Source organism: Aeromicrobium sp. Leaf289, from assembly GCF_001423335.1.
In the GTDB taxonomy this organism is placed as follows: Bacteria; Actinomycetota; Actinomycetes; order Propionibacteriales; family Nocardioidaceae; genus Aeromicrobium.
Genome location: NZ_LMNK01000002.1, coordinates 612,488 through 627,509 on the forward strand (window position 1 = coordinate 612,488; position 15,022 = coordinate 627,509).

The window sequence follows — 15,022 nt, forward strand, 5'->3', positions numbered from 1 at the left end:
CGCCACTTCCGGAGGTACCCCCATGGTCCGCGTGTTCGACAGTCTCGACGCCTTCAAGGCAGCCGCTGGGGAGGAGCTCGGCACCAGCGACTGGGTCACCGTCACCCAGGAGCAGATCAACACGTTCGCCGACGCCACCGGCGACCACCAGTGGATCCACGTCGACCCCGAGCGTGCCGCGTCGGGCCCGTTCGGCGGCACCATCGCGCACGGCTACCTCACGCTCTCGCTGCTGCCGGTCTTCGTCGAGCAGATCTACTCGATCCAGGGCCTGGCGTTCGGCATGAACTACGGCGCCAACAAGGTGCGCTTCCCCGCCCCGGTCCCGGTCGACTCACGGCTGCGGGCCACCGCCACCCTCGTCGAGACCCGCGACATCCCGATCGGCACCCAGGGCATCGTCAACGTGGTCGTCGAGCGCGAGGGCTCCGACAAGCCGGTGTGCATCGCCGAGGTCATCTACGTCATGGCCGGTGCCTGAGATGCACTTCGCCTTCGACGAGACCACCACCGAGCTCATCCAGAAGCTCGAGACCTTTATGGACGAGAAGGTCTACCCCGCCGAGCACGAGGCCGAGCAGCAGATCAAGGCCCTGTACGACGAGGACCGCTGGGACCCGCCGGCCGTGCTCGACGGTCTGAAGACCGAGGCGCGCGAGCGCGGTCTGTGGAACTTCTTCCTCGCCGGCCACCCGGAGGAGGGCGGGCTGACGAACCTGCAGTACGCCCCGCTCGCCGAGATCACCGGCCGATCCATCCAGCTGGCTCCGGCCGCCATCAACTGTGCCGCGCCCGATACGGGCAACATGGAGGTGCTGACGATGTTCGGCACCGACGAGCAGAAGGAGCAGTGGCTGAAGCCGCTGCTCGCCGGCGAGATCCGGTCCGCGTTCGCCATGACCGAGCCCGACGTGGCCTCGTCGGACGCCACCAACATCGAGCTGTCGATCGTGCGTGACGGCGACGAGTACGTCATCAACGGCCGCAAGTGGTGGATCACCGGCGCGATGAACCCGAACTGCCAGGTCTTCATCGTCATGGGGAAGACCGACACGTCGGCCGAGCGCCACCGCCAGCAGTCGATGATCCTCGTCCCTCGCGACACCCCCGGGCTCGAGGTCGTGCGCGGCATGCACGTGTTCGGCTTCCACGACCGCGACCACGGCGGCCACGCCGAGCTGAGGTTCACCGACGTCCGCGTGCCCGCCACGAACCTCATCGGCGGCGAGGGCGAGGGCTTCGCCATCGCCCAGGCGCGCCTGGGGCCCGGCCGCATCCACCACTGCATGCGCTCGATCGGCCTGGCCGAGCGTGCGGTCGAGCTCATGTGCGAGCGTGCGCTCAGCCGCACGACCTTCGGCAAGCCGATCGCCCAGCAGGGTGTGGTCCAGGACTGGATCGCCGAGTCGCGCGTCAAGCTGGAGCAGCTGCGCCTGCTGACCCTCAAGACCGCCTGGCTCATGGACACCGTGGGCAACCGCGGCGCCCACAAGGAGATCCAGGCGATCAAGATCGCCACCCCGCAGACGGTGGAGTGGATCCTCGACAAGGCCATCCAGGTGCACGGCGCCGGTGGGCTGAGCCAGGACTTCCCGCTCGCGGAGATGTTCGCCGGGATCCGCACGCTGCGCTTCGCCGACGGACCCGACGAGGTGCACAAGGCCTCGCTCGCCCGCGCCGAGCTGAAGAAGTACGCGGCACGATGAGGCCTGGGCGATGAGGATCGAGGGAGCGTCGGCGGTCGTCACGGGTGCGGCCGGCGGCATCGGTCTGGCCGTCGCGCGGGCCCTGCTCGAGCGGGGTGCGGGCTCGGTCGTGCTGGCCGACCTCGACGGCGACCGGCTCGACGCCGCCGCCGACGCCCTGGCCGACGAGCTCGGTGACCGGGTCCACCGCCGCGCTGCCGACGTGACGAGCGAGATCGGCGTCGACGCGGTGCTGCAGAGCGCCCCGGCGCCGGTCGACCTCTACGTCGCCAACGCGGGCGTGTTCCGCGGCTTCGGCCTCGAGGCCTCCCCGGAGGACTGGGCCGCGTCGTGGGACGTCAACGTCATGGGCCACGTCGCCGCCGCCCGGGCACTGGTGCCCGGGTGGGTCGAGGGCGCGACCGCCGAGAGCGGACCGGCGGGGTGCTTCGTGAGCGTCGCGTCGGCCGCGGGCCTGCTCACCCAGCTGGGCTCGCCGACCTACTCGGTGACCAAGCACGCGGCCGTCGGCTTCGCCGAGTGGCTCGCCGCCACCTACGGCGACCGCGGGGTGCAGGTCACCTGCGCGTGCCCCATGGGTGTGCGCACGGCCATGCTCGAGTCGGGCGAGACGAGCGACGACCCCGACGCGACCCTCGGGATGCGCGCGGTCACGTCGGCCGGCAACGCGCTCGAGCCGGCCGAGGTCGCGGCGACGATCCTCGACGCCGTCGAGGCAGGTCGCTTCCAGGCCCTGCCCCACCCCGACGTCGCCACCATGTGGGCCCAGAAGGCCGCCGACCCCGACCGGTGGCTCTCCGGCATGCAGCGCTACCGCCGCCACCTCGAGGCCTGACCCGTCCCAGCGATTCCCATCAGGTGATGGGAATCGCGAGCTCACCATGGTTCTCTGCCACTCACCTCGGCGTGCCCGCCGGGGTGAGCAGGTGAGAACCATGGTGGGTGCGTGGCCGGTACCCGCCACCCGTCGAGCCCGAGAGTCGCTCGGTAGGGTCGCGGCCATGAAGATCGGACCCGGCCTCGTGGTGCCCGCCCTCGCCGAGCTGGTGCTGCTCGCCCTCTACGTGACCGACGTGCTGGGCGACGCCGTCTGGCCCGACGGCTTCGTCGTGCCCGGTCGCGTGGTCGTGGTCGTCGCCGCCGTCGTCATCGCCGGGATCTGCTACCAGGCATGGGCGAGTGTGACCTCGCAGCAGCGGACCCCGCTCGTGCACGCCTCTGCCGGCGCGTCGCTGGTCGGCGGCGCCGCCCTCGCCTCCGCGGTCACCGCCGCCGACGCCGGTCGGATCTTCGGCGCCCCCGCGCTGGCCACGCTCGGGACGGCCGCGCTCGTGGCCGCCGTGGTGTGCCACCAGCTGTCGTCGGCACGCCGCTCCCTGTCCTGACCCACGCACGCACGACGACGGGCCCCGACCGCCATGGTCGGGGCCCGTCGTGGTGCGCGTGTCGTGCCGTGCGTCAGACGCCGATCTCGCGGCCGTCCTTGCGCCACACCACGGCCACCGAGGGACGCGGGACCGACGAGCCGCCGTCGGGCCAGTGCGACGCCGGAGCGTCCGCCGACGCGCCGTCCTTCTCGCCCGGGTGCTGGACGCAGACGAGCACGCGGTGCCTCTGCACCACCGGCCCGCAGGTCTCGGCCCCGAGCGGGACGGTGAGGAACTGGCGGGTGAGGCCGCGGTCGCGACCCTCCACCGCCACGCCGAACAGGCCGTCGTTCGAGCCGAGCGCGTTGCCGTCCGTGGAGACCCAGAGGTTGCCGTGGCGGTCGAACGTCACGTTGTCCGGGCAGGAGATCGGCGAGACCTGGCTCTTGTCGTAGCCGCCGAAGTACGTGGCCGGGTCGTTCGGGTCGCCGCAGACCAGCAGCAGGGTCCACGCGAACCGGGTGGCACCGCTGTCGTTGCGGTGCTCCGTCAGCTCGAGCACGTGGCCGTTCTTGTTGGCGTTGCGCGGGTTGGCCTCGTCGGCACCGGCCTTGCCCGCGGCACCCCGGTTCGAGTTGTTCGTCAGGGCCACGTAGACCTTGCCGCTCACTGGGCTCGGCTCCACGTCCTCGGGGCGGTCCATCTTGGTGGCGCCCGCGACGTCGGCGGCCTGCCGGGTGAACAGCAGCACCTCCTCGGCCGTGAAGCCCTTCACGAACGACTTCGTGCCGCTCACGAGCGGGATCCAGGCGCCGGAGCCGTCGAACTCGCCGTCCTTCGGGAGCGTGCCCGTGCCGTCAATCTGCGACGTGGGGGAGTCGCCGGTCAGCTTCGCGACGTAGAGGGTGCCGTGGTCGAGCAGCGTGTCGTTGTGCCGCTTGGCCGACGCGGACCGCCCCTTCTTCATGCGGTCGCGCGAGACGAACTTGTACAGGTAGTCGAAGCGCTCGTCGTCGCCCATGTAGACGGCGACCCGTCCGTCCTTCGTGATGCGGGGCTGGGCGGCCTCGTGCTTGAACCGGCCCAGGGCGGTGCGCTTGCGCGGGACGGCGCGGGGGTCGTACGGGTCGACCTCGACGATCCAGCCGAAGCGGTTGACCTCGTTGGGCTCCTTCGCGAGGTCGAAGCGGTCGTCGAACTTCTCCCACTGGCGCTCGCTCGCGGTGCCGGCGACGCCGTAGCGGGCGAGCCGCGCCGCGGTCGTCGGGTCGGTCACCGTGGCGGCGTTGGCGAAGTACTGGTTGAAGTTCTCCTCGGCCGTCAGCCACGTGCCCCAAGGCGTGGTGCCGCCGGCGCAGTTGTTGAGGGTGCCGAGCACGGTGCGACCACGCGGGTCGGCCTTCGTGCGGACGAGCGGGTGGCCGGCCACGGGACCGGTGAGCCGGAACTCGGTCTGGGTGTGGAAGCGGCGGTTCAGCTGGTGCCCGACGACCGGCTCCAGCGACCCGTTGCGGGTCTCCCGGACCGCCACCACGGACAGCCCGTGGGCGGCCCACGACGTCTCGACCTGCTCGCGCGTCGGGTTGGCCGGGTCGTAGCCGGGGTACATGAGCTCCTCGCTCGTGTACTCGTGGTTGGCGACCAGCAGCTGCGTGCCGCGCGACAGCGGCAGGAGCGCGAGGAAGTCGTTGTTGAAGCCGAACTGGCGACGCTGAGCGGCGGCGCTCTGCCGGTCGACCGACCAGCGCGGGGAGTCCTTGAACAGCGGGTCGCCCCAGCGGATCACGACGTCCTGGCGGTAGCCGGAGGGGATGGTGATCGCGTCGGCGGTGTTGGGGGCGACGGGGTCGAAGCGCAGGCCGTACGGACCCTTGCCCTTGGGGGCGGGGCCGGGCTTGCCCTTGGGGCCCTTGGTGGCGGGGGCCGTGGGCACGGCGGCGGCCGGCCCTGCGAACGCCGCCGTGGCGGCCGTGGCGGCGCCGATCACGGCACCGGCGCGCAGCACGCCGCGGCGGCTGGCCGCACGAGCCATCACGTCGGCGAACGTCTCGTTGTCCGACGTGTTGGGCGCGTCGTGGGCGCAGGCGTCGCCGCAGCGGTAGCGGCAGGTGAGGGCGGCGCGTCCGGACGCGCAGGGCGCCTCGGGCGGGCAGGTTCCGGCGGCACCCTCGGTGGGGAGGGTCACGACGGGGAGCAAGGGGCGTTCGGGCGTGATCGTCACGGAAGTCCTCCAGTGCGGGGGAGCGTCGGGCCGCCCCCCTTCGACGCCATGACGGTAGGAGCGCCGCCGGACCTCGACGTGGACCCTGGGTGAACAGGAGGTGACGGTACTCAGGGCCCGGGCCCGTGGCCCGGCGGACTACGCTCGATCCCATGGCGATCGAGCTCCGCACCCCCGACCAGGTCGACGAGATGCGTGCGGCCGGGCGCTTCGTCGGCGAGGTCCTCACGGCCCTCGTGGACGCCGCCGACGTGGGGGTCGATCTGCTCGACCTCGACGCGCTCGCGCACCGCATGATCCGCGAGCGTGGAGCCGAGTCCTGCTACATCGACTACGCGCCCTCGTTCGGCCGCGGGCCCTTCGGCAAGGTCGTGTGCACGTCGGTCAACGACGCGGTCCTGCACGGGCTGCCGCACCGCTACCGGCTGCGGGACGGCGACCTGGTCACGTTCGACTTCGCGGTCTCGGTCGACGGCTGGGTCGGTGACTCCGCCGTGAGCGTCGTGGTCGGCACCCCGCGCGAGGAGGACCTGGCGCTCATCGCCGCCACCGAGGAGGCCCTCGAGGCGGGCATCGGGGCCGCGCGCGCCGGCAACCGGCTGGGTGACATCAGCGCCGCCATCGGCGACGTCGCGCGCTCCCACGGACTCAAGGTCAACACCCAGTTCGGCGGCCACAGCGTCGGCCGCACCATGCACGGCGACCTCCACCTGCCCAACGACGGCCGGGCGGGGCGCGGCGTGAGGCTCGACCCGGGGCTGGTCATCGCGATCGAGCCGTGGTTCCTGCAGACCACCGACGAGATCGTCATGGACCCCGACGGCTGGACCATCCGCAGCGCCGACGGCTCCCGCGGAGCCCACAGCGAGCACACCATCGCGGTCACCGAGGGCGACCCGATCATCCTCACCGCACGCGACTGACGAGGCGCGTCCGGGCTCGCACCGGGGACTGGTGCGTTCGCCCCAGTGCGCCACAAGGCCCTCCGAGCATGTGACTTTGGTCCTACGCTGACGGCGGGAGTGTAGGTCGAGGGAGCTTGGGAGGGCCCCGCGATGCGTCGTGTCGCCATGTCTGTGGGAGCGCTGTTGGTCGCCGCCGTGCTGGTGGCCGTACCGAGGAGCGTGTCGGCGCAGGAGCCGACGATCAGCTCGAGCGGTGACGAGGTCAAGTACACCGACCCCGCGCTGGAGGGGGAGCCCACCGCGACGGTCGAGGGTGTGCTGCGCGAGGTCGTGGTCGAGCGGGCGGAGTCCGACGGCCACGGTGAGGGTGGCCACGTGGGCGCCGAGGTCGGCGAGCCGGTGCTGGTGACCGACGACGGGTCGGTCGTCCCGGTCGACCTCGCGGCCCTCGCGGGCGGTGAGGAGGCGCTGGAGGAGCTCGACCTCGCCGGCGCCCCGGTCGTCGCCGAGCTGGTGGAGAGCGCCTCGCTGGAGTCCGCGCTCGACGGCACCGTCACGCAGGCGGTCGACGTGGCGACCGCGGTGTTCGACCGGAGCGAGACCACCGCGACGACGGGCGCGCACCGCGCCTACGTCGCGATCGTGGCCAACAGCGGCAGCGTCGACGCCACGAGCACGATCGAGTCGAGGATCGCCGCGGGACTCACCTGGTGGTCGCAGGAGACCGGGGCGACCTTCTCCCGGGCGGGCACGGTGCGGTACTCCTCCGGCCGCGCCGACCGGTGCGGGTTCGGCGACGTCAGCGGCCTGTGGAGCGAGGCCATGCAGCGGTTCCCGACGGTCGACTTCTCCGCGGCGGGCAACCACCTGGTGGTGGTCGTCGACGACCAGTGCGACGGCACCGGTGTGGGCACGATCGGCGGATCGGTGGCCGACGGCGGACTGGTGACCCTCACGGAGTCCTCGCGCGTCTTCACGCCGACCCTCGTGCACGAGGTCGGTCACAACCTGGGCCTGCGCCACGCCAACCTCGAGTCCGTGGAGTACTGGGACCTCTACAGCCCCATGGGGCTCGCCGTGTCCGGCTCGGGCACGACCGCGCTCGACACCGAGTACCGCGCCCAGCTCGGACTGGCGCGCTCCGGCGAGGTCGAGGTCGTTCCGTCCGGCACGGCGGTCACCCGCACCCTCGCTGCGCGCGGGTCGACCTCCGGCCTGCGAGGTCTGGAGGTCCGCTCCGGCGGCACGAGCCACTGGGTGGAGTGGCGGCCGGCGACGGGCCGCGACGCGTCGAGCTACTACGCCCGCGAGGCGACCGGCTCGGTGTGGGTCAGCGGCACGAGGAAGTACCCCACCGGGGTCACGGTGAGCACCCGGGCCACCGACGGGACCGGCGTGACGTCCTTGCGACCGCGTCTGGACGGGTCGGTGCGCCAGGGCGCGTGGAAGGCCGGACAGTCGTACGTGTCGGGCTCGGTGACGGTCCGCGTCGACGCGATCTCCTCGAGCGCCGCCACCGTCACGGTGGCGAACGGCGTCGCGGCTCCTCCTGCGACTGTCGTGGCCGCGACGCCGCTCGTCTCGGGTGTCGCCAAGGTCGGGTCCCGGCTCACGGGACGGACGGGGACCTGGACGCCGGGCGTCACGTTCGCCTACCAGTGGCGGCTCGACGGTGCGACGGTGACCGGAGCGACGGCGTCGACGTTCGTCCCGGCCGCGTCGCACCGCGGCAAGCGCGTGTCGGTCCGGGTGACCGGGTCGCTCCTCGGGCTGCTCCCGATCTCGCGGACGTCGGCCTCGACGGCTGCGGTGGTCCCGGGGACGCTCACCCACTCGACGCCGAGGATCTCCGGCACCGTGAAGGTGGGCCGCCGACTGTCCGCCCTCCGCGGGACCTGGACGAGCGGAACCACGTTCTCCTACCGCTGGTACGCCAACGGCAAGGCGATCTACCGGGCGACGAGGTCGACCTACGTCCCGACGAGGGGCGTGAAGGGCAAGCGGCTCACCGTCAAGGTGACCGGACGGAAGTCCGGCTACACGACGGTCACGAGGACGTCGGCGCGGACGACCACCGTGAAGTGACGGGGCCGGCGCACCCCGGTGGACGGGCAGGCGAGGACGTCGTCGTCCGGTCTCTCGCTCAGTCGTGGACGGGAGGACGTGGCGGACGACGCCGGTTCCACGCGTCGGCCTCCTCGACCTGTGCACACAGAGAGAAGAGCGGTCCGTCCTCGCCGGGGCGTCCCGCGAGCATGACGCCGACGGGCAGACCGTCGACCTCGACGAGCGGCAGGCTCGCCGCGGGGACCCCGGCCATGTTGTAGACCGCGGTGTAGGGCGTGAAGGCCAGCTCGCGGCGGTGGTCCTCCGCGGGGTCGCCGGACTCGGTGAACCACGCGACCGGCTGGGGCGGCAGGGCCAAGGTGGGCGTGAGCCAGGCGTCGAACCCGGACATCGACGTGACGACGTCGCGCGTGGTGGCCTCCAGGAACTGCATCGCGCGAGCCAGGTCGGCGGAGCTGTGCGTGCGACCGCGCTCCAACCAGTAGCGGGTGGTGCCGCGCAGCAGGTCGAGGCCCTCCTCCGGGATCGGGGCCGCCGCCATGCCGCTCGACCACACCACGTTGAACTGCGGCTCCAGCTCGGGCGGGAACGGGTTCTCGACGTCGACCACCTCGTGGCCGAGCCCGCGCAGCACCTCGGTGGCGTGCTCCCAGGCCGCCACCGACCCCGCCGAGGCCTCGAGCTCGGGCAGGTAGGGGTCGACCCAGCGAGCGATGCGCAGCCGACCCGGCCGTCGACCGGCCCAGGCGGCGAACGGCTCGACGGGGTCGGGGAGCGGTCTCAGGTCGCCGGGCATCGGGTGGGCCATGGCGTCGAGCAGGGCCGCCGCGTCGCGCACCGTGCGGGCGATCGGGCCGTCGCCGGCGAGTCCGCTCCAGTCCGAGCCGACGGGTCCGGCGCTCACGCGTCCGCGGCTCGGCTTGAACCCGAACACCCCGCAGCAGCTCGACGGGATGCGGATGGATCCACCGCCGTCGCTGCCCTGGGCCAGCGGGACGAGCCCGGCGGCGACCGCCGCTGCCGCCCCACCGGAGGATCCGCCGGCCGTCCGGTCGAGGTCCCACGGCGTGCGCGCCGGCCCGACCACGTCGTTGTCGGTGTAGGAGGAGAGCCCCAGCTCGGGGGTGTTCGTCTTGCCCAGGCTGACGAACCCGGCCCGCTCCACGAGCGTGACCACGTGGGCGTCGACGTCGGGGACGTGGTCGGCCATCAGCCGCGAGCCGAGCGTGGTGCGCACGCCGGCCGTCGACGTCAGGTCCTTGAACGCCGTCGGCACGCCGAGGAACGGCGGCAGGGCCTCGGGCGACGCCGCACGTCGGGTGGCGTCGGCGTCGCGTGCCGCCTGGAGGGAGCGCTCATGGGTCACGGTCACGAAGGCACCGAGCGCGGGCCCGCGGTCGTCGATGCGGCGCAGGTGGTGCTCCACCAGCTCGAGCGACGTGGTCTCGCCGCGTGCGAGGGCGTCGGCCATGGCGTGGGCGTCGAGCTCGTGCAGCGCGGTCACCCGTCCAGCGTGCCACGCGTCGATCGGCTCGGGGACAATCGACGGCGTGGCCGTGCCGAAGGTGATCCTGTTCTACGTCTTCACGCCGCTGCCCGACCCCGAGGCGATCCAGGTGTGGCAGCGCCAGCTCGCGGGCTCGCTCGGTCTGCGCGGCCGGGTGATCGTGTCACCGCACGGCATCAACGCGACGCTCGGTGGCGACCTCGACGTGCTCAAGAGGTACGTGCGGGGCCTGCGCGACTACGCGCCGTTCCGGCGTGCCGACGTCAAGTGGTCGGCCGGACGTGCGCTCGACGACGGCGTGACCACGGCGCTCTTCCCGCGGCTGTCGGTCAAGGTGCGCGACGAGGTCGTCACCTTCGGAACCCCCGACGAGGTCCAGGTCGACGCGCAGGGTGTGGTCGGCGGCGGCACTCACCTGACCCCCGCCCAGCTGCACGACCTCGTGGCCGAGCGCGACGACGTCGTGCTGTTCGACGGACGCAACAGGATCGAGTCGGAGGTGGGCCGGTTCGCCGGTGCCGTCCGGCCCGACGTCGAGACCACCCGCGAGTTCGTGGAGCTGCTCGACTCCGGCGCCTTCGACGACCTCAAGGACCGCCCGGTCGTCACGTACTGCACGGGCGGCATCCGGTGCGAGGTCCTCACCCCGCTCATGCGCAGCCGCGGGTTCGGCGAGGTGTACCAGCTCGACGGCGGCGTTCACCGCTACGGCGAGACCTTCGGCGACGGGGGTCTGTGGGAGGGCTCGATGTACGTGTTCGACGCACGCACCACGGTCGAGTTCAGCCCCGACGCGACCGTGGTCGGACGCTGCGACACGTGCGGCACCGCCAGCCGCGACGTCGTCGACTGCTCCGACCTGGCCTGCGTGCGGCAGATGGTGCGTTGCCCGTCGTGCGCGGCGGCCTCGTCACGGTGCGCCGCGCACGCCTGAGGGTCAGGCCCAGGACCAGGACGCCAGGATGGAGTGGTCGACGTCGTCGCGCTCGGACTCGGACTGGTCCGCGTTGTGCGAGAACGTGATCACGTAGCCCGTCCCGTCGACGGTGAGCGTGTACTGGTCGACCCGGTACTCGTTGCCGTTGAGGTTGAACAGGCCAGTCGTGTGCACGGCCTCCTGGCCGTCGACGACGAACGGCTCGCGCACGGAGATCTCCGTGACGTCGGCCTGCTCCAGCGCGTTGGTGATGGCGTCCGCCAGGTCGTCGCCCTCGAGGCTCGTGATGGTGGGGTCGGTGACCACGTTGACGTTGTCGGCGAAGCCGTCCTTGTCGGTGGAGTCGAGCGCGAGGGTGATCGCCGTGCCCTGCAGGTCGGTGTTCTTCTCCCAGCCCTCCGGCACCGTGTAGCTGAAGCCGTCGGCCTCGATCGTGTCGCCCGAGGCGGGCTCGACGTCGGACGAGGCGGCCGAGGAGCTGCTCGACGCCGAGCTCGAGGCGTCGGAGCCGCCGTCACCACCGCCGCAGGCGGCGAGCACCAGAGCGGCCACCGAGGCGACGAGGGCGGACCGGACGGGACGGTGTCGGACGAGGTGGGGCTGGAGGCGGCGCATGCCCGGAAACCTAGCCGCGCCCGCAGGGCGTCGCACGTCCAGCCCCGGGCGGGCCTCAGCCGAGCTCGCCACCGTCCCAGTCGGGGTTGGCCAGGCGTCGCTGCATCGCGATGTTGAGGTCGCTCACCACGAGCGCCACCTGGCGAGCGACGAAGTCGTTCACCCGGCGCTGCAGCGCCTCGGTGGGCTCGGGGTGGATCTCGTCGATGCGGACCTCGAGCCGGTGCCCCTCGGCCGGGCCCTCCATGGACTCGACGCCCTCGCGGACGACGAGGAGGTCCACGACGTCGGCACCGCCGAGCGCGGGCCACACGGTCACCCGCAGGCCGAGGCGCGCAGCCGTGGAGGTGCGTGACTGCACGACCACGCGCACGGTGACCGCGCCCGCTGCCGGTCGGCGGTAGCCGTCGGGCGGGCTCAGCTGCAGCGCGCCGTCGGTGTCGACGCCGATCTCGAACTCGTGCAGGAGCGGGCGACCGATCTGGCGCTCGGCGGTGGCGACCAGCAGGCCGCGGAGGCGGCGGGCGCAGTCGTCGAGCTCTGCGTAGGAGAGACCACCGCGACCGGCGAGGAGGGGATCGACGTCGTCGGGGCTCATGCAGGCAGTATCGCGCACCCGAGATCAACCGGATGGTTGACAAGGCGAGGGAAGCCTGCCTAGGTTGTGATCAACCACATGGTTGAGAAAGGATCTCCGATGGCCGACCAGCTCTCGCAGGTGTTCGCGGCGCTCGCCGACCCGACCCGACGCGACATCGTCGCCCGGCTCGCCGTCGCCGACGCCACCGTGGGTGAGCTCGCCGAGCCCTACGACGTCAGCCTCCAGGCGGTCTCCAAGCACCTCAAGGTGCTCGAGGGCGCCGGGCTCGTCACCAAGGGCCGCGCGGCCCAGACCCGACCGGTCCGACTGGAGGCGGGGGTGTTCGACCTCATGGAGAAGTGGATCGAGCGCTACCGGCGCCAGGCCGAGCAGCGCTACCAGCGGCTCGACGCCGTGCTCGCCGACCTGAACGGGACCACCGAGGACGGGGCCACCGACGCCACCACCACCGAAGGAGCAGCATCATGACCAGCACGCACCAGCAGCAGGCCGAGGCCGCCATCGAGGCCGACCCCACGGTCCCGGCCATCCACATCACCCGCGACTTCGCCGCGACCGCGGCCCAGCTCGTCAGGGCGCACACCGACCCGGAGCTGTTCGTCCGGTGGATCGGGCCGAACGGCTACGTGACCACGATCGATCACTGGGACGGGCGCACCGGCGGCAGCTACCGCTACGAGCACGCCGGCCAGGGCTTTCACGGCTGCTTCCACCACGTGTCCGACGACCGGCTCGTCCAGACGTTCACCTGGGAGGGCATGCCCGAGGGCGTCTCCCTCGACACCATGACGTTCGAGGACCTGGGCGACGGCCGCACGCGCATGCACGCCACCAGCCTCGTCGGCTCCTTCGAGGCCCGCGACGGCATGCTCAGCAGCGGCATGGACGTCGGCGTGAACGACGGCTACGCCAAGCTCGACGCACTGCTCGCCGACGGGGCCCTGGGGTGAGCGGTTCCCGGGTGGGTGGACCCGCCGACGACCACCGCCGGGTCGCAGCCGACTTCACGACCGTCGTCGAGGGCGTGACCGACTGGGACGCACCCGCACCGGTGGAGGGGTGGGCGGCGCGCGACGTCGTCGACCACCTCGTCACCTGGTTCCCGGCCTTCCTCGCCGGCGGCGGCGTCGCACTCGATGTCGACCTGCCGAGCGACGATCCTGGTGGTGCTGTCCGCCGCCCACGGCCCGGCACCCCCGCCAGGGCCTGGCGCGCCCACGCCGACGCCGTGCAGCACCTGCTGGACGGTCCCGACGCCGACCGCCCGTTCACCCACCCGCACGCCGGCACCCATCCGCTCGACCAGGCGGTCGCGCAGTTCTACACCGCCGACGTCTTCATGCACACCTGGGACCTCGCGCGGGCGAGCGGGCAGGACGTCGACCTCGACGCGGACCGCTGCGCCGCCATGCTCGCCGGCATGCAGCCGATCGAGGAGATGCTGCGCGCGTCCGGTCAGTACGGTCCGGCCGTGCCGGTGCCCGACGACGCGTCGGTGCAGGACCGGTTCGTCGCCTTCATCGGACGCGACCCCGCCTGGGCGCCCCCGGCGCGAGCCTGACCGCGACGCTGGATTTCCGTCGGCGCGCCGGTGCACGATGACAGCAGGACGATCCAGGAGCGCCCCATGGCCCAGCACACCACCAACAACACCGACACCTTCACCGCCGTCGCGCCCGACTGCCCGGCATCCGTCGCCGAGGTGCCGCCGGTGCGCAAGGAGCCGAGCGTCGCGCGTCTGCAGTACGACATGCTCGTCGACGCGCCCTACCGCTACACGTCCGACGACGTCGTCCACCGCTCGCAGGGCGAGCGGCGCGGCATCGACCGCGACACGTTCTTCTCCAAGGGCCAGCCGTGCCTGCGCGCGTCCCCGTTGGTCAAGCGGTACGGCTGGGGCGTCCACCACGACGCCGAGGGTCGCGTCGCGCTCGTGCCCGTGGAGTCCGCGGAGTACGCCGCGTTCGCGGCCGACCCCGACCTGACGCAGACCTCCGGCATGAGGTCGTCCCGCGCCTGAGCGCGCGATCGTCCCGAGGTGCAACCTTGTGCGGGAGGAGTTGACTGGGGTCATGACCACGACGCACACCACGCTCGGCACCACGTCGCCCCTGGACGTCTCCCCGCTCGGACTCGGCTGCATGGGGATGAGCGAGTTCTACGGCACCCGCGACGAGGCCGAGGCCACGCGCACGATCCACCGTGCGCTCGACCTCGGCGTCACCTTCCTCGACACGGCGGACATGTACGGCCCGTTCGTCAACGAGGAGCTGGTCGGAGCGGCCATCGCCTCCAGCGCCCAGGGACGCGACGCCGTCCAGCTCGCCACCAAGTTCGGCAACGAGCGGCTGCCCGACGGCACCCGGCTGGGCGTCAACGGCAAGCCCGACTACGTGCGCTCCGCCTGCGACGCCTCGCTCCAGCGCCTCGGCGTCGACACGATCGACCTCTACTACCAGCACCGCGTCGACAAGACCGTGCCCATCGAGGAGACCGTCGGTGCCATGGCCGAGCTCGTGCAGGCCGGCAAGGTGCGCCACCTGGGCCTCTCCGAGGCGTCGGCCGAGACGATCCGTCGGGCCCACGCCGTGCACCCCATCACCGCGCTGCAGACCGAGTACTCCCTGTTCACGCGTCACCTCGAGGACGAGATCTGGGGCGTCCTCAGCGAGCTCGGCATCGGCCTGGTGCCGTACTCGCCGCTCGGGCGTGGCCTGCTCACCGGCGCCATCACCGCCGAGTCCGACCTCGAGGAGGCCGACTCGCGCACCACGTCGTACTTCCCGCGGTTCCAGGGCGAGGCCCTCGAGACCAACCTGAGGCTCGTCGCCAGGATCCGCGAGATCGCCGAGGGGCTGGGCTGCACGCCGGGCCAGCTGGCGCTCGCCTGGGTGCTGAGCCGCTCGGGTCGCGACGGCGTGGGCGTGGCGCCCATCCCCGGCACCAAGCGCGTGGCCTACCTCGAGGAGAACGCCGGCGCGCTCGAGGTCGAGCTCACCCCCGACCTCGTGGCCGACCTGGAGTCCGCGGTCCCGCGCGACGCCGTCCAGGGCGACCGCTACGGCGACCTGTCCAGCATCGACGCGTGAGGACCCC

At 72.3% G+C, this 15,022-nt stretch carries 16 protein-coding genes; 12 read left to right on the forward strand and 4 right to left on the reverse strand.

What is annotated here, in order from left to right:
- Positions 1-22 precede the first annotated feature (22 nt).
- The 4 genes from ASF37_RS06890 to ASF37_RS06905 all read left to right on the forward strand — a co-directional run bounded on the left by ASF37_RS06890 (position 23) and on the right by ASF37_RS06905 (position 3,091).
- Complete coding sequence (locus tag ASF37_RS06890; protein ID WP_055962769.1) at positions 23-481, forward strand: MaoC family dehydratase; 459 nt, start codon at positions 23-25, stop codon at positions 479-481.
- Position 482: 1 nt separating this feature from the next.
- Complete coding sequence (locus tag ASF37_RS06895; protein WP_056579633.1) at positions 483-1,706, forward strand: acyl-CoA dehydrogenase family protein; 1,224 nt, start codon at positions 483-485, stop codon at positions 1,704-1,706.
- A 10-nt stretch (positions 1,707-1,716) separates the two neighbouring features.
- Positions 1,717-2,541 (forward strand): SDR family oxidoreductase, encoded by an 825-nt coding sequence (locus ASF37_RS06900; protein WP_056579635.1) that lies wholly within the window; start codon positions 1,717-1,719, stop codon positions 2,539-2,541.
- 166 nt (positions 2,542-2,707) lie between these two features.
- Positions 2,708-3,091 carry a hypothetical protein gene (locus ASF37_RS06905; RefSeq protein WP_056579637.1) on the forward strand — a complete coding sequence of 128 codons (384 nt, stop codon included), beginning with the start codon at positions 2,708-2,710 and terminating at the stop codon, positions 3,089-3,091.
- 73 nt (positions 3,092-3,164) lie between these two features.
- Here the strand turns inward: ASF37_RS06905 and ASF37_RS06910 are convergent, their stop codons facing one another.
- A complete protein-coding gene (locus ASF37_RS06910) occupies positions 3,165-5,258 on the reverse strand; it encodes a PhoX family phosphatase (RefSeq protein WP_055966127.1) in 2,094 nt (697 codons plus the stop codon).
- Positions 5,259-5,446: 188 nt separating this feature from the next.
- Between ASF37_RS06910 and map the strand changes: the two genes are divergently transcribed.
- Positions 5,447-6,217 (forward strand): type I methionyl aminopeptidase, encoded by a 771-nt coding sequence (map, locus tag ASF37_RS06915; RefSeq protein ID WP_056556620.1) that lies wholly within the window; start codon positions 5,447-5,449, stop codon positions 6,215-6,217.
- Between the two features lie 147 nt (positions 6,218-6,364).
- Positions 6,365-8,284, forward strand: a complete 1,920-nt coding sequence (locus ASF37_RS06920; protein ID WP_156368139.1) for a zinc-dependent metalloprotease family protein — start codon at positions 6,365-6,367, stop codon at positions 8,282-8,284.
- A gap of 58 nt (positions 8,285-8,342) precedes the next feature.
- Here ASF37_RS06920 and ASF37_RS06925 read toward each other — a convergent pair whose 3' ends face one another.
- Positions 8,343-9,770 (reverse strand): amidase, encoded by a 1,428-nt coding sequence (locus ASF37_RS06925; RefSeq protein ID WP_235499966.1) that lies wholly within the window; start codon positions 9,768-9,770, stop codon positions 8,343-8,345.
- 46 nt (positions 9,771-9,816) lie between these two features.
- On the opposite strand from ASF37_RS06925, the gene ASF37_RS06930 reads away from it, so the two are divergent.
- Positions 9,817-10,707, forward strand: coding sequence for a rhodanese-related sulfurtransferase (locus ASF37_RS06930; protein ID WP_056579640.1), 891 nt, complete (start codon positions 9,817-9,819; stop codon positions 10,705-10,707).
- Between the two features lie 3 nt (positions 10,708-10,710).
- On the opposite strand, the gene ASF37_RS06935 is transcribed toward ASF37_RS06930, so the two are convergent.
- Entirely contained in the window at positions 10,711-11,325 is a 615-nt protein-coding gene (locus ASF37_RS06935) for a hypothetical protein (RefSeq protein ID WP_056579642.1), read from the reverse strand.
- Positions 11,326-11,380: 55 nt separating this feature from the next.
- On the reverse strand, positions 11,381-11,923 hold the full coding sequence (locus ASF37_RS06940; RefSeq protein ID WP_055962796.1) for a hypothetical protein: 543 nt from the start codon (positions 11,921-11,923) through the stop codon (positions 11,381-11,383).
- Between the two features lie 99 nt (positions 11,924-12,022).
- On the opposite strand from ASF37_RS06940, the gene ASF37_RS06945 reads away from it, so the two are divergent.
- The 5 genes from ASF37_RS06945 to ASF37_RS06965 all read left to right on the forward strand — a co-directional run bounded on the left by ASF37_RS06945 (position 12,023) and on the right by ASF37_RS06965 (position 15,015).
- On the forward strand, positions 12,023-12,394 hold the full coding sequence (locus tag ASF37_RS06945; protein WP_055962800.1) for a helix-turn-helix transcriptional regulator: 372 nt from the start codon (positions 12,023-12,025) through the stop codon (positions 12,392-12,394).
- The gene (locus ASF37_RS06950) at positions 12,391-12,876 is read left to right on the forward strand and encodes an SRPBCC family protein (RefSeq protein ID WP_055962803.1); all 486 of its coding nucleotides are present in this window, start codon (positions 12,391-12,393) and stop codon (positions 12,874-12,876) included. Before ASF37_RS06945 ends, ASF37_RS06950 begins: the two co-directional genes overlap by 4 nt.
- Positions 12,873-13,487 carry a TIGR03086 family metal-binding protein gene (locus ASF37_RS06955; RefSeq protein WP_056579645.1) on the forward strand — a complete coding sequence of 205 codons (615 nt, stop codon included), beginning with the start codon at positions 12,873-12,875 and terminating at the stop codon, positions 13,485-13,487. Before ASF37_RS06950 ends, ASF37_RS06955 begins: the two co-directional genes overlap by 4 nt.
- A gap of 66 nt (positions 13,488-13,553) precedes the next feature.
- Positions 13,554-13,946 (forward strand): DUF6157 family protein, encoded by a 393-nt coding sequence (locus tag ASF37_RS06960; protein WP_055962811.1) that lies wholly within the window; start codon positions 13,554-13,556, stop codon positions 13,944-13,946.
- A 52-nt stretch (positions 13,947-13,998) separates the two neighbouring features.
- Positions 13,999-15,015 carry an aldo/keto reductase gene (locus tag ASF37_RS06965; protein ID WP_056579646.1) on the forward strand — a complete coding sequence of 339 codons (1,017 nt, stop codon included), beginning with the start codon at positions 13,999-14,001 and terminating at the stop codon, positions 15,013-15,015.
- Positions 15,016-15,022 lie beyond the last annotated feature (7 nt).

Excerpts from the sequence above, each read along its gene's own strand:
- ASF37_RS06890 (WP_055962769.1), top strand. The coding sequence starts at position 23 with ATGGTCCGCGTGTTCGACAGTCTCGACGCCTTCAAGGCAGCCGCTGGG.
- ASF37_RS06895 (WP_056579633.1), top strand. The coding sequence starts at position 483 with ATGCACTTCGCCTTCGACGAGACCACCACCGAGCTCATCCAGAAGCTC.
- ASF37_RS06900 (WP_056579635.1), top strand. The coding sequence starts at position 1,717 with ATGAGGATCGAGGGAGCGTCGGCGGTCGTCACGGGTGCGGCCGGCGGC.
- ASF37_RS06905 (WP_056579637.1), top strand. The coding sequence starts at position 2,708 with ATGAAGATCGGACCCGGCCTCGTGGTGCCCGCCCTCGCCGAGCTGGTG.
- map (WP_056556620.1), top strand. The coding sequence starts at position 5,447 with ATGGCGATCGAGCTCCGCACCCCCGACCAGGTCGACGAGATGCGTGCG.
- ASF37_RS06920 (WP_156368139.1), top strand. The coding sequence starts at position 6,365 with ATGTCTGTGGGAGCGCTGTTGGTCGCCGCCGTGCTGGTGGCCGTACCG.
- ASF37_RS06935 (WP_056579642.1), bottom strand. The coding sequence starts at position 11,325 with ATGCGCCGCCTCCAGCCCCACCTCGTCCGACACCGTCCCGTCCGGTCC.
- ASF37_RS06940 (WP_055962796.1), bottom strand. The coding sequence starts at position 11,923 with ATGAGCCCCGACGACGTCGATCCCCTCCTCGCCGGTCGCGGTGGTCTC.
- ASF37_RS06945 (WP_055962800.1), top strand. The coding sequence starts at position 12,023 with ATGGCCGACCAGCTCTCGCAGGTGTTCGCGGCGCTCGCCGACCCGACC.
- ASF37_RS06950 (WP_055962803.1), top strand. The coding sequence starts at position 12,391 with ATGACCAGCACGCACCAGCAGCAGGCCGAGGCCGCCATCGAGGCCGAC.
- ASF37_RS06960 (WP_055962811.1), top strand. The coding sequence starts at position 13,554 with ATGGCCCAGCACACCACCAACAACACCGACACCTTCACCGCCGTCGCG.
- ASF37_RS06965 (WP_056579646.1), top strand. The coding sequence starts at position 13,999 with ATGACCACGACGCACACCACGCTCGGCACCACGTCGCCCCTGGACGTC.